The 13,328-nt window shown below is 73.6% G+C and carries 11 protein-coding genes; 5 read left to right on the forward strand and 6 right to left on the reverse strand.

Translation table 11 applies throughout. The features are described 5' to 3' along the window. Positions 1-177 precede the first annotated feature (177 nt). The 4 genes from ACFV6D_RS16960 to ACFV6D_RS16975 all read right to left on the reverse strand — a co-directional run bounded on the left by ACFV6D_RS16960 (position 178) and on the right by ACFV6D_RS16975 (position 3,404). Entirely contained in the window at positions 178-1,284 is a 1,107-nt protein-coding gene (locus ACFV6D_RS16960; protein ID WP_380560364.1) for a serine hydrolase domain-containing protein, read from the reverse strand. 194 nt (positions 1,285-1,478) lie between these two features. Beyond that, the gene (locus ACFV6D_RS16965; RefSeq protein WP_380492454.1) at positions 1,479-1,838 is read right to left on the reverse strand and encodes an SgcJ/EcaC family oxidoreductase; all 360 of its coding nucleotides are present in this window, start codon (positions 1,836-1,838) and stop codon (positions 1,479-1,481) included. Beyond that, the gene (locus ACFV6D_RS16970; protein WP_380560366.1) at positions 1,835-2,140 is read right to left on the reverse strand and encodes a muconolactone Delta-isomerase family protein; all 306 of its coding nucleotides are present in this window, start codon (positions 2,138-2,140) and stop codon (positions 1,835-1,837) included. The genes ACFV6D_RS16965 and ACFV6D_RS16970 overlap by 4 nt, the downstream gene beginning before the upstream one ends. A 70-nt stretch (positions 2,141-2,210) precedes the next feature. Beyond that, the gene (locus ACFV6D_RS16975; RefSeq protein WP_380560368.1) at positions 2,211-3,404 is read right to left on the reverse strand and encodes an MFS transporter; all 1,194 of its coding nucleotides are present in this window, start codon (positions 3,402-3,404) and stop codon (positions 2,211-2,213) included. Between the two features lie 107 nt (positions 3,405-3,511). On the opposite strand from ACFV6D_RS16975, the gene ACFV6D_RS16980 reads away from it, so the two are divergent. After that, positions 3,512-3,970 (forward strand): MerR family transcriptional regulator, encoded by a 459-nt coding sequence (locus ACFV6D_RS16980; protein ID WP_380560369.1) that lies wholly within the window; start codon positions 3,512-3,514, stop codon positions 3,968-3,970. Here ACFV6D_RS16980 and ACFV6D_RS16985 read toward each other — a convergent pair. Next, a complete protein-coding gene (locus tag ACFV6D_RS16985; protein WP_380560371.1) occupies positions 3,967-5,205 on the reverse strand; it encodes a cytochrome P450 in 1,239 nt (412 codons plus the stop codon). The genes ACFV6D_RS16980 and ACFV6D_RS16985 overlap by 4 nt on opposite strands. 183 nt (positions 5,206-5,388) lie before the next feature. On the opposite strand from ACFV6D_RS16985, the gene ACFV6D_RS16990 reads away from it, so the two are divergent. Both ACFV6D_RS16990 and ACFV6D_RS16995 read left to right on the forward strand, forming a co-directional pair. Beyond that, positions 5,389-6,075 (forward strand): hypothetical protein, encoded by a 687-nt coding sequence (locus tag ACFV6D_RS16990; RefSeq protein ID WP_380560373.1) that lies wholly within the window; start codon positions 5,389-5,391, stop codon positions 6,073-6,075. A 107-nt stretch (positions 6,076-6,182) separates the two neighbouring features. Then, positions 6,183-6,953 (forward strand): hypothetical protein, encoded by a 771-nt coding sequence (locus ACFV6D_RS16995; RefSeq protein WP_380560375.1) that lies wholly within the window; start codon positions 6,183-6,185, stop codon positions 6,951-6,953. A 144-nt stretch (positions 6,954-7,097) separates the two neighbouring features. Here the strand turns inward: ACFV6D_RS16995 and ACFV6D_RS17000 are convergent, their stop codons facing one another. Continuing rightward, on the reverse strand, positions 7,098-10,304 hold the full coding sequence (locus ACFV6D_RS17000; protein WP_380560377.1) for a M28 family peptidase: 3,207 nt from the start codon (positions 10,302-10,304) through the stop codon (positions 7,098-7,100). Positions 10,305-10,605: 301 nt separating this feature from the next. On the opposite strand from ACFV6D_RS17000, the gene ACFV6D_RS17005 reads away from it, so the two are divergent. After that, a complete protein-coding gene (locus ACFV6D_RS17005) occupies positions 10,606-12,066 on the forward strand; it encodes a helix-turn-helix domain-containing protein (protein ID WP_380560379.1) in 1,461 nt (486 codons plus the stop codon). Between the two features lie 386 nt (positions 12,067-12,452). After that, positions 12,453-13,310 carry a sterol desaturase family protein gene (locus ACFV6D_RS17010; protein WP_380492466.1) on the forward strand — a complete coding sequence of 286 codons (858 nt, stop codon included), beginning with the start codon at positions 12,453-12,455 and terminating at the stop codon, positions 13,308-13,310. Positions 13,311-13,328: the final 18 nt, after the last annotated feature.

A 13,328-nucleotide genomic window follows, 5' to 3' on the forward strand; every position in this document is an offset into this window, starting at 1 on the left:
GGCGTCGCTCACCCTCGCCCACCGCCCGGTGCCCCCGGCGCACCCCCCCCGGGGGGCCCCGCCGCCCGCCCGGCGGGGGCGGCGGGCGGGCCGTGTCGCCAGTGCTGTGACCGGGAGGGTCCGCCGGGTTGCCTGGGCCTCGGGCGTTGGTCGCCGTGCACCGGACGGTTCCGGTCGTCAGCCGGTGAGCGTGGCGTTGACGAGTGCCTTGATGTAGGGGAGGTCGTTGCCGGTCCCCGTCGGGTTGAGGGAGTACACCACGCGGTGTCGGAGGTCGCGGGTGGCGAAGACGCCGTTGTCCCAGCCGGGGCGGGAGCCGGTCTTGCCCCAGGCGTACTCGCCGTTCGGGAGCTGGTAGCGCATGAGCCCGCCGATGCTGTAGCAGGCCGTTTGGCCGACGCAGTTGGTGTTGTCGGCGGCGTTCGGCACGTTCGGCACCTCGAACACCAGCTTCTGCTGGGCGGGCGGGAGCAGGCGGCCCCGGAACAGCGCGGTGATGAAGTGGTCCAGGTCGGCGGCGGTGGAGATGATCCCTCCCTCGGCCCACGGGTACGGGCTCTGCTCGGTCACGTCCTGTCCGTCGAGGTGCACCTCCGCGTGGGGCGAGGGGATGGTCGGGTCGTCGGCGGCGGGCAGGCTGGTGTGGCTCAGGTGCAGCGGCCGGATGATCCTGTGCTCCAGCTCGGTGGTGAGGGAGTGGCCGGTGACCTTCTCGACGATCAGCCCGAGGACCAGGGAGTTGAGCCCGTTGTACTGCTGCTCGGCAGGGGGTGCGGGCGGCACGTCGGTGGCTGTGGCGAACGAGGCACGCAGGAGGTCTTCGGGCGTCACGGACTTGAACTGCCATCCGGGTCCGTCGTCCGGGCCGGGAGTCCGGGCGGGCTTGGGCAGGCCGCTCGTGTGGTCGAGGAGCTGGCGCACGGTGACGCGGTCGTACGCCTCGGGCAGCACCTCGGGGACGTACTGCCGTGCCGGTGTGTCCAGGCCGATCCGGTGCTCGGCGACGAGTTGGAGAGCCACGGTGTTGGTGAACACCTTGGTGACGCTGCCGATCCGGAGGTAGGCGCCGGCGGTGACCGGGCCGGCGGTGGCGTCCACGCCGTCCTGCCTGATGAGCGCGCCCGCAACGACGGCGTCGGGCAGGTGGTCGAGGATGCCCTGGACGGTCGGGTTCACCAGCGCCGGGGCGTTGGAAGCAGGTGTGGCGGCGGCCGCCGGCAGGGCCGCGCTGGTGGTGAGTGCGGTGGCCAGGGCGAGGGTGGTGACGGCGAGGCGGATGCGCATCGGGATTTCTCCGGGGCGGCGTTGACGGACTTGTTGACCTCGTCAACTCTGCTGCTTCCAGCTGCCGTTGCCCATCGGTGATCACCCTGATAACAACCCTGGACTGTCCCTGGGGGCGATCAGACGATCTTTGTTCCTGTCGGGTTGCTCTCACCGGCCCGACGGAGCACGGCGATGGAACGTGGCAGCGCAGCTCAGGGCAGCAGCGAGACCTGGTAATGGGCGATGGACCAGCTGTCGGCCGACCGGCGCAGCAGGACGCCGAGGTTGACGGTGAGGGTGGGGCGGTCGGGGAAGGCGAAGTCGACGCCCAGGTACCCGAGCAGGAGGTCGTCGGTGAGGCGGCGGGTCTCCAGGACGTTGTAGGCGGCGGTCATGCCGGGCGGCTGGGAGGCGTAGTACTCGGCGATGCCGGTGCGCCCGACGGTGTACGGGTGGAGGCCCTGGAAGATCGCGTCCTCGGTGAAGCAGTCGGCGACCTGTTCGGGCTGGTGGGCGTCGACGGCGGCCTTCCAGCGGTCGAGGACGGCACGCAGGACGGTTTCGTCGTTCATCGGGCGCCCTCCGGGCGGCCGGGGTCGTTGGGGTGGGGGGAGAGCGGGGTGACGGTGTCCTGGCGCCATACCCGCAGGGGCATGGTGGCGAGTGCCTGCTCCAACCGTTCCTCGTCGGGGGCGCTGAACAGGCCCCAGGTGCGCCATTCGCCGGGGGCGAGCGGCGGGCGCCAGAGCCGCAACAGGGTGCCCTGGGCGGCGAGTTCGCGGGAGCGGTCGGCCTCGCGGGCCCGGATGTCGGCGATCGCCTCCTCGGTGGTTCCGTCCGGGACGGTGGTCACCATGTCGACCAGGAATTCCATCGGCGTCCTCTCGTGCGGGTCTACCGGAGTATCGAGGGGCGCAGGTGCCGGGGGTGCGGAGGCACGCCGGTCACGGCCGGGCGTCGTGGCCGGCGCGCAGGCTGAGGACGGAGCCGGCCAGGAGCAGGCCGACCAGGGTCAGCAGCGGGGCCGTCCAGGAGCCGGTGGCGGTGTGGAGGGCGGCGGTGAGGGCGGGGCCGGTGGCGGCGAGGAGGTAGCCGCAGGTCTGGGCCATGGTGGAGAGCGCGGCGACGTGGTCGTGGTCGGTGCCCCGGCGGGCGAAGAGCACGGCGGCCAGGGCCTGGCCGCCGCCCATGCCGATGCCGAGGATGCCGGCCCAGAGCGGAGCGCCGGTGGTGGGGGCGAGTACGACGCCGAGCAGGCCGAGGACGCAGACGGCCACCACGGCGAGCAGGTGCGGCCGCTGGTCGGCGCGGGCGGCGGCGAGGACGGGGGCGAGGAAGCCGCCGATGGCGAGGCCGAGGATGAGGACGGCCTGGTCGGTGCCGGCGGTGGTGCGGCTGAGGCCGGCGTCGACCAGGATCGAGGGCAGCCAGGCGAGGGTGGCGTAGAAGACCAGGGTCTGGATGCCGAAGAAGGCGGTGAGGCTCCAGGCGAGCGCGGTGCGGCCGACGGGCCGGCGGTGCACCGGCGCGGCGGCGGCCGGTATCCGTCGTTCCACCCGCAGCTGTGGCGCCATGCCCGCCGCCGCGAGGACGGCCGGGAGGACGGCGAGGCCGATCGCGGCCCGCCAGGACCACGCGTCGGCGACCGGCGCGACCAGGGCGGCGACCACGGCCGACCCGGTGCCCATCGCGAGGGCGTAGACGCCCATCATGGTGCCGATCCGCCGGGGTGCGAAGCGGGCCCGGACGAACACCGGGATCAGCACGTTGACGACCGCCACCGCGATGCCCACCAGCACCGTCCCCGCGTAGAGCCCGGGCAGGCCCGCCGTGCGCAGCAGCGCGCCCGCGACGAGCAGCACGCTCGCCCAGAACAGCCCGCGCTCCTCGCCGATCCGCCGCCGGGCGAGGGCGCCGAGCGGTGCGAACAGGCCCATGCACAGCGGGGGCAGCAGCCCGAGCACGGTGACGGTGCCCTGGCCCCAGCCGGCGACTGGCGCGAGCGGTCCGACCTGCCCGAACGCGACCCGGGTGTTGAGGCTGAGCAGGATGAAGCCGACGACGAGCAGCGCGCCGGAGGCGGGGGCGGCGCGGCCGGGTGAGGTCCGGCTGGGGGCGGAGGCGGTGCTGAGCGGCATGAGCGGCGAACCCTTCGCTGCGGCAGAAAGTTAGGCTTGCCTAAGTTTTCACGCTCAAGTGCGCTTGAGTGCAACCCGCCGGCCGTGAACCGTGAAGGAGACGACGCGTGGAGCAGCTCTACTCGATCACCGAGGTCGCGAAGGCCTTCGGCCTCTCCGTCTCCGCCCTGCGCTACTACGAGGACTGCGGCCTGATCGCCCCCGCCGCCCGCCGCGGCCGGGTGCGCCAGTACGACCGGGCGGCCCTGGAACGCCTCGCCCTGGTCCAGCTCTGGCACGTGGACGGCATGATCCCGCTCGCCGGGACGGCCGCCGTGATGGCGAGCGAGCAGGCGGGGGAGCGGAAGGCGCTGCTGGCGGCGCAGCGGGACGGGATGACGGCCCGCGCCCGCCGCCTGGAGCGCGCCGCGGCCGTCCTGACCCACATGCTCGACTGCCACCGCGACCGCCCGCTGGACTGCCCGGTGACCCACGCGCACATCGACGCCCGCGTCGACGCCGCCCTCGCCGGCGAGGAGCTGGCCGACGACTTCCTCCCGCCCGCGACCGGGACCGGGACCGGTTAGCTCAGCACCGCCGGCGTCGGCCCGTCGGGTCGCACGGTGATGCTGTAGGCGGAGCCGGTCGGTACGGAGCGGAACCGCACGGTGTGGGCGGGCAGCAGGAGTTCGAGCAGCGCGGTGGTCTCGCGGACGGCGAACTGGGTGCCGAGGCAGGCGCGGGCGCCGAGGCCGAAGGGGAGGTACGCGCCGAGCTGGGTGGGGCGGGCGCCGGTGGCGGTGAAGCGGGCGGGGTCGAAGCGTTCGGGGTCGGGCCACAGGGCCGGGTCGCGGTGGGTGAGGTAGGGGCAGACCAGGACGTCGGTGCCGGCGGCGATGCGGTGGCCGTCGATCACGTCGTCCTCGACGGCGTGCCGGGGGAGCAGCCAGGCCGGGGGGTAGAGCCGCAGGGCCTCGCTGACCAGGGCCTGCGGGTCCGCGCCGCGCGCCTCGGGATGGCGGTCGAGGAGGAGGAAGAGCCAGGTGAGGGTGGTGGCGGTGGTCTCGTGCCCGGCGACGAGCAGGGTGACGAGTTCGTCGCGGATCAACCGGTCGGTGTACTCGGGGTGTTGGGCCGCGGCGTCGAGCAGGACCCGCAGCACGCCGGGCTCCTCGACGTCGGTCGCCGAGCGGGCCGCGTCGATGGCGGCCAGCGCGACGGCGTCGATCCGGGCGAGGTCGGCGGCGACGGCGTCCCGGGCGTCCCCGGCGTCCGTGGGCAGGGTCGGCATGGCCGCCACCACCCGTTCCACGGAGCGGATTTCATGGTCGGTGCGGTCGTCCAACGGCAGCCCGGTGAGGGCCCGCCAGACGGTGTCGAGGGCGAATCCGCGCATCTCCTCGCCGAGGTCGAAGGTCTCGCCGGTGCGCGCGTACCCCTCCCAGCGGTCGGCCGTCCGGCGGGCGGCGGCGGCGATCCGCTGCTCGTAGCGGCGCATCCCGGTGCCGGTGAACTGGGACTGCAGCAGCCGTCGTTGGCGCTTCCAGGCGTCTCCGGTGGCGGAGAGCACGCCGTCGCCGACCAGCATCCGCGCGCGGTGCGAGCGCTTGACGTAGCGGTCGGGGTGGCGGCCGAGCACGTGCTGTACGGCGGCCGGGTCGGTGACCAGCACGGTGGGCGTGGGGCCGAGCCGGAAGGCGGCGATGCCGCCGATGCCGCGCTGCGCCCGGGCGAGCAGGTCGATGAGGTCGGCCTCCTCGGTGCGCCACTGCTCGACGGCCTCGGCGGCCAGCTCCGGTACGGGGCGGGTGTCGGTGGTCACGGGTGTTCTCCTCGGGGCGGCTGACGGTCCGTCGGCTCCGACTCTACGGACTCCGGGCCAGGGCTGCGCCGAACGGGTTTCCCGGCCGGCCGCCGCCCGCGCGGCAGCCGGCACACCGTGTGCGAACCGGTACGGTGCGGCGGGGCCGGTCGGCCCCGGCTCGCTGCGCGGATGGGAGAACGCATGTCCGGGACCAGGCACCTCGAAGGCGGCGCGACGGGGCGAGCGGCCCGATGGCTGGCAGGCGCCCTGCTCGTCCCGGCCCTCGCGGCCTGCTCCGGTGGAGGCGGTGGGGGAGGCGGCACCGCCACCGTCCCGACCGGCCAGGGTGGAGGCGGCTCGTCAGGTCAGGACGGCGGCTCGTCGGGCCAGGACGGCGGCTCGTCGGGCCAGAACGGCGGCTCGTCGGGTCAGAACGGCGGCCCGGGTGGGACGGAGGACGCGCGGACCAAGGGGGGCGGGGGCGGCGGGGGGTTCGCGGACGCGGGTGAGGTGTCGGCGTCCGCCACGGGTGTCGGGGTCTACGCCTCCGTGACGCTGCGGAGCACGTCCACCAAGACCTTCACGGCCGTCCTCAGCCAGGTCACCGACTGCTCGGAGGGTGCCGCGCCCGCGACGCCGCCGAGCAAGGAGGTCACCGTGACCGGGGGCCGCAGCGCGCCGCAGCAGTTCGTCCTGGCGACCGACAGTGCGACCGGGCGGCCGCTCTGTCTGACCGTGACCGTCGACGGCGAGAGCAGGTACATCAGGGCCGAGGGCCTGATCAAGGGCTCGGAGGGAGGCGGCGGCACCGGGACCCCGAACAGCGGCGGCACCGGGCTCCCGACCGGCGGAGGCGGTACCGGAACTCCCACCGGGAGCACACCCTGAGCGGGTGGACGGCGGGGGAGCCGGCCGACGGCGAACCGAAGCCGCCGGAGGCTCCCCGGTTCAACTGGGTCGGCTTCCTGGCCTCGGTCCTCGGCCCGACCACCTTCGTGACCGCGTTGGTCTTCTTCCTCGGTTTCGCCTACACCGACTCCTTCTACCACTACTTCGGGCTGGACGCCGCCACGCTCGGCTTCGGGACGCCGGACCTCCTGCTCCGGGGCTCCCCAGCGCTTTACCTCCCGGTCGGGGGCCTGCTCTTCGGGGTGCTGCTGGTCGCGCTCGCCTACCACCTCGCGACCAGGCGGGGCGCCTCGCGCTGGGTCCGCCCGGCCTGCGTGCTGATCGCGGCGGCCGTGGCCCCGTTGCTGGTCCTGGGCTTCCTCGCCGGCTTCGGGGCGATCGACCTCGGCCAGTACGCCGTCCCGCTGCTGATCGGCGGTGCCCTGCTGCTCGCCGTGCTGGCCCGGTTGTTGTTCGCGCGCGTCACCGGGAGCCCGTACCCGCTCCCGGGCGAGCGCGCGGCCGTCGCCGTGACCGTGGCGATCGTCGTGCTGTGCTCGTTCTGGGCGGCCACCGGGTACGCCCACGCGAAGGGGACGGAGGACGCCCGCCGGTTGAGTGCGCGGCTCTACCAGCGCCCGGCGATGATCGTGGACACCACGGAACGCCTCTACCTGGCCTGGCCCGCGGTGCAGGAGTACGCGTTGGCCGACGCTGGGCAGGGGCAGCGCTTCCGCTACCGCTACCACGGGTTCCGGCTGCTGGCGCAGTCCGGCGCCCGGATGGTCCTCATCCCGCGCGACTGGACCTGGGACACCGGCAACGTCCTGGTCCTGCCGCTCGACACCAACGTCCGGGTGACCTTCCACCCTGGGTGAGGCCCGGCTGAGGCCCGGTTGAGGCCTGGGTCAGGCCCGGTTGAGGCCCGGGGGTGCGTCCGGCGCACAGCTGCGCCGCGATCCGTCCCCCTCGACGGACCGCGGCGCAGCGGCTTACGGGGTGTCAGGCGGGTGCCCTACGGGTCACACGGCCTGCCACAGGGCGGGGACGATGGGCGGCTCCCAGCCGACCTGGGCGGTGTGACCCTGGATGCAGCGGTAGCTGACCCCGTTGTAGGTCACGACGTCGCCCGCCTGGTAGGTGGTGCCGGGCGTCCAGGTGCCGCCGGGGTTGGTCGGGCCGTTGCCCACGACCAGCGAGAAGCTGGTGCTGTGGGTGGCGGTGCCGGTGCCGGTGAGCGTGATGCTGTAGGTGCCGGCCGCCGTGTTCGCGGCGGTCGCGATGGTCAGCGAGGCCGAGGCGCCGGACTGCACCGAGGACGGGCTGAAGGAGACCGTCACGCCCGCCGGGGCGCCGGAGGCGGTCAGGGTGACCGTCTGGGCGGAGCCGGAGGTGGTGGCGGTGGAGATCGTCGCGGTGGCCGAGTCGCCGGGGCTGACGGTGGCGGTGGCCGGGTTCACCGCGAGGGAGAAGTCGTTGGCGGGGGTGGTGCCGCCGACGGAGGTCTTCCAGATGGTGTAGGCCACGCCGTCGGCGCTGCGGTTCAGCGCGGTCGGGTCGATGTTGCTGGTGGTGTCGCAGGACTGGTGGTAGCAGGAGTCGTACGAACGGCCCGCGCTGCCGCCCCACTTGGTCGCCTGGCCGGAGGTCTTGACGGCGTCGGCGCCGGCCGCGTAGCCGGAGGTGGGGATGCCGGCCTGCTGGAAGGAGTAGTCGTCCGAGCGGCCCTGGCCCTCGACGTTCTCCTCCGGCTGGAGGTTGAGGGAGTCCCAGTAGGCCTTCATCGGTGCGGAGGCGGCGGAGGTGATGTTGTTGATGAAGTAGCCGGCGTTGGGCGAGCCGACCATGTCGAAGTTGTAGTAGGACTTGATCGCGGAGCGCTGGGTGGAGCTCAGCTGGCCGACGTAGGACTGCGAGCCCTGGAGGCCCTGCTCCTCACCGGTCCACCAGGCGAACCGGACGTGCCGGGTCAGGGTGGGGTTCTGCTGGGCGAGGACGAGGGCGTTCTCCAGCAGGGTGGCCGAGCCGGAGCCGTTGTCGTTGATGCCGGGGCCGGCCGAGACGCTGTCCAGGTGGGCGCCGAACATGGTGACCTGGTCGGCGGGGCCGCCGGGCCAGTCGGCGATCAGGTTGTTGGACTGGTAGGTGCAGGAGGTGCAGGTCTGCTCGGTCACGGTGTAGCCGGCGGCCTGCAGCTTGCCCTTGATGTACGCCACGGACTGGCTGTGCCCGGCGCTGCCGGCCCGGCGGTTGCCGCCGTTCTGGTTGGCGATGGTGTTCAGCTGGGTCAGGTGGGCCTGGACCTTGGCGACGTCGATGTCGGGCGCGGGCCCGCCGGGGGTGCCCCCGCCGCCGACGGTCAGGGTGTACTGGGCGGTGTGGGTGGCCGCGCCGGCAGTGCCGGTGACGGTGATCACGTACGTCCCGGCCGGGGCGCCCGAGGAGGCCGACAGGGTCAGCGTCGCGGACGAACCCGTCTGCACGGAGGAGGGGTTGAGCGTCGCGGTGACCCCGGTCGGGGCGCCCGAGGCGGTCAGGTTGACGGTCTGCGCGGTGCCCGAGGTGACGGCGGTGGAGACCGTCGCCGTGGTCGAGGCGCCGGGCTGGACGGAACCGGAGGCCGGGCCGAGCGCGAGCGAGAAGTCGTTGTTGCCGGACGGGGTGCAGGTCGGGTCGCCGCTCTGCGCGGGCACGCTGATCGCGTCCCAGGCGGCCTTGGTCCGGGTGAAGTAGTTGCAGGTCGGGTCGAGGTTCTTGGCGGCGGTCAGGGTGGTGGTGCGGTACCGCTTGTAGGTCATGCCGCTGGTCTTGAGCAGCATGCCGCCGTAGAAGACCTGGCCGGCCTGCTTGACGCCGATGCCGGTGACCGAGGAGTTGTTGCAGGTGGGGCTGGACGGCTTGCCGCCGCCCGGGTTGGAGCCCATCGACAGGAGGTAGAACCAGTGGTTCAGCGGGCCGGCCGCCGCGTGCACCTCGGTGCTGGGGATGGAGGAGGAGTAGCAGTTCGGGTCGTTGTTGACCAGTGAGGGCTGGTACAGGTTGCGGATCGGCCCCTGGCCGACCAGGTTGACCTGCCGGCCGACCTGGTAGTCGGGGTAGTCGTAGGGCGCGGGCTGGTTGGCGTACTCCTTGGTGAGCGCGCCGAAGATGTCGCCGGTGCCCTCGCCCAGGCCGTTCTCGTTGTTGGCGCCGCCGGGGGTGTACTGGTCGATGCCGTGGCCGAACTCGTGGCCGACGACGTCCTGGGCGGCGATCCACTCGTTGTTCTGGTTGTGGCCGATGGAGATGGAGCTGCCGTCCCAGTAGGCGTTGACGTCGTTGAGGCCGACCTTGACCGGCCAGCTGCCGCCGTTGCCGTTGTGGCCGTTGCGACCGAGCCAGTCGCGGAGCATGTCCCATTCCTTCTGGGCCGCCCACATGGCGTCGGCGCAGCCGGTCTCCTTGCTGGAGGGGTTGCCGGTGCCCCAGGAGTCGGAGGACTTGCTGAACACCTGGCCGCTGCTGTAGTCGGAGCAGGTCAGGCCGGGCCGGTTCGGGTCGCGCAGTGAGTACGAGCCGCCGGAGTTGGTGGTGCTGATGGTCAGAGGGCCGGGGCCGTTCCACTTGCTGTTGATGGTGCCGGCCCGGACATCGTCGTAGCTGTCGATCACCTCGCCGCTGGCGGCGTCCACGAAGACGTGCAACGTGCTCGGTGCGCTCTCGGTACGGCCCTTGAGGACGGTCTCCCAGGCGAGCCGGCTCGCGCCGTCCTTGACCCGGACGACCAGGCGGCGCTCGGCCACCGAGTCCACCGCGGCCAGCTTGGTGCGCGCGGTCTTCTCCGCGTTCGCGGCGCTGACCTGCGGGGTTATCGAGCCGCCGACCGGCCCGGTGGCGGCCGACTGGAGGCCGCGGACCTTGCCCTGGCCGTCGGCGAGCACCACGGCGTCGCCGCCGACCACCGGCAGGCCGCGGTAGCTGCGGTCGTACGCGACGGAGTAGAGGCCGCCGAGCCAGGGGGTGACGGCCCGGCGCTCGTAGGTCTCGCCGGGGCCCTTGGCCAGTGCGTCCAGGCCGGCGGCCGCGGCCGCGTCGGCGGCGTTGACGGCTGCCGCGAGGGCGCTGGGTGGTGCGGGAGAGGGGGTGGGCGCGGCGGTGGCCGGCCCGGCCGTGGCGGCGATCATGCCGGCCAGCACGGTCAGGGTGGTCGCCGTGGTCAGCAACCGTTCTGTGGAAACTCTGCGTTGCATCGAGGCTCCTAGCATGTGGGGGTCCTCGACCGCGGACGGCATGGCTGGTGGCGCACCGCAGGGCCGTGTCTGGGGGACGGCCGTGCGGGCCGTCCGCGTTCGGGTGCCGGAACCCTCACACGGCGTCATGCTCTGGTCAATGGCTGGTGCACGCGATGCATAGGGTTGGCAAATTCCGTCAAGCTGGGCTTTTGTCCGAGTGGTTGAGACCACCTCATGTACGGACCGGGTGTCATCGAGTACCGTCCTGATGGTCGGAAGGTTGGCGAGGGCCCGGGGGAAGCGACCGGAGGAGGCAGCCGTGCACCGCAACCGCGTGGCCGTGGCACCGGCGTCCGCACCTCCGTTCCCACCTCCGTCCCCACCCGTCGCCCCGCCCGCCCAGGAGCTCGGCGCCTGGCGGGACTTCGGCGCCCGGCTGCGCCACTGGCGGCGCCGGGCCGGCCTCACCCAGGCCCAACTCGGCGCCGGCATCGGCTACGACCACACCGCGGTGAGCAAGATCGAGCACGGCGCCCGCCGGGTCACCCCGCGGATCGCCGACCGGATCGACGAACTCCTCGGCGCGGGCGGTGAGTTGCGGGCCGCCTGCCAGCGGGCCGAGACCGCCGAACTGCCCTCCCTGGCGCCCCTCGCGCCCGCCCTGCTGCGGCCCCCGCTGCCCACCGCGGCCGTGAACGGGCTCGGCGGCCCGGCCCGCTGGAGCGCCCCCGCCCAGCCGCCGCCCCGGCTGCCCGACTACGGCCTGCTCTGCCCGCTGCACGGCGCCGACGGCTGCGACGTCCCCGGCCCGGTCGAACTCGCCGCGCTGCACGCCGAGTTCTGCGCCGCGAACCCGGCCGCCGCGCCGCCGCTGGACGCCGCTACCGCACACGCCCTCACCGGGCTGCTCGCCGCCCACCTGCGTTCCGGCGAGGCCGGCGGCCTGCCGGGCCTGGCCGCCGCCGTCGAACGCACCTTGCAGGCCGTGCTCGCCCGGCTCGCCGCCGCCCCCGCCGCGCAGCGCCGCCCGCTCGCCCGGCTGGCCGCCGAGCACGCGCACGCCGCGGGCGCGCTGCGGATGCAGGACGGCCGCAACGCCACCGCGATGGCCTGCTTCGACCGCGCGCTCGCCTGGGCGGAGCTCGCCGGGGACCAGGCCACCCAGGTCGCCGCGCTGAGCGACATGAGCACCCTCGCCCGGATGGACGGCGACCCGGCCGCCGCCCTCGGCTACGCCCGGGAGACCGGCCGCGCCGCCCCCGGCCGGCACTGGGCCGGCGCGATGGGCCAGATCGGCCAGGCCCGTGCGCACGCCCTGACCGGCGACGTCCGGGCCACCATCCGGCACCTCGGCCGCGCCCGGCTGCACCTGGACCACATCGGCGCCCGGGACGAGGACGACGCGCCCTGGCTCTCCATCGCCTCGATGCGGCTGCGGGTGGAGTCCGGCGCGGCCGCCGCGCTGCGCGATCTCGCCGCGGTCGTCGACGACCCCCGGCTGGCCCGCCGTGCGCTGACCGCCGCCGAGACCGCGCTCGGCCTGCTCGGCCCGGCCCAGCTCCCCTCCAGCCGGCTCTTGTTCACCGTCCGGGTGGCGGACTGCCACGCCTGCGCGCACGACCCGCAGACGGCCGTCCAGCTGCTCGGGCCCGCCCTGGAGACCGCCCCGGCGGCGGCCCTGCCGGCCCTGGTCGGGTACGAGCTGCGCGGCCTGCGCGACCGCCTCGCGGCGTACCGGCCGGACGCGGCGTGGCGGCTGGCGGAGCTGGCGGGATCCTGAGGGGCGCCGCCGCCCGCGCTGCCCACCCTGCCCACGCCCGCGCTGCCCGGTTCGCCCACGCCCGCGCGCCCGGTTCGCGCTCGCCCCGTGCCACCCGCGCCGCCCTCGCGGGACCGGTGGCCGGATCCGGGTCCGGACCGCACCCCGCCACAGGGGGGCGTGCGACCTCGCCCGGCGCGAAACCGGCCTCGCTGCGCTCCGGTTTCTCCAGTGCCTACGAACAAACGCGCCCCTTTCGCGCCGCCCTAGCGTCAACTTCGTGCGCGGATCTTCCTCCGATCGGGTTATTTATGGCGTTAACACGTCGAATGACTGCCGCAGCTGACCGCTCCCGCTAGAGTCTCTGACGTTTCCAGTCATTAGTTCGCGAATAACCAAGGGGGCGCGTGCTGTCCGCCATTGCACGCCGGCTCGCTCATCCGCTTCTGCTCCTGGGGGTGCTGTGCACGGCCGTCGCCACACTGCACTTCCACTGGGAGCCCGACCGGGTCTCCCCCCTCGTGCTGGTCGGCGTCCTCGGGTACCTGGCGGTACTGGAGCGGGTGATCCCGTACCGGACCGACTGGCATCCGAGCGGGCGTGAACTGCGCTGGTACACCGTGTACTTCGTGCTGAGCATGGTCGGCGGCGCGGTCGCGGTGGGGCTGGTGACGGCGCTGGTGCAGGTGCTCGGGGCGGCCCGTCCGGCGCTCCCGTTCGCCGTGGAGATCCCGCTCGCGCTGCTGGTCGGCTCGCTCGGCGACTACCTCGTCCACCGCTGGTCCCACCACAACCGGTGGCTCTGGCGCCTGCACGGCGTTCACCACGTGCCGGACAAGGTGAATGTCGCGAACAACGGCGTGAACCATATTCTCGACGTGTTCGTCGCGCAGTCCGTGGTGCAACTCTTGCTGTCGCTGATCGGCTTCTCGGCGGAATCCGTGTTCGTGGTCGGAATATTCATTCTTGCGCAGGGGTATTTCGTTCACGCGAACATCGACGTCCGCCTCGGGCTCCTCGGCCACCTGCTGGCCGGCCCCGAGCTCCACCGACTGCACCACAGCACCGACCTCGCTGAGGCCGGGCACTACGCCTCCGACCTCTCGCTGTGGGACCACGTGTTCGGCAGCTTCACCTGGCGCCCCGGCCGGGTGCCCACCGCCGTCGGCCTCGCCGATCCGGCCGCCTTCCCGGCCACCGGCGAAGTGGGCGCCACCCTGCTGCACCCCTGGCGCCAGGTGAAGGCCGCCGAGCCGTCCGTCTGACCCTGCCCGCGAGGCCGC

The sequence above is a fragment of the Kitasatospora sp. NPDC059812 genome, from assembly GCF_042732075.1.
GTDB lineage: Bacteria > Actinomycetota > Actinomycetes > Streptomycetales > Streptomycetaceae > Kitasatospora.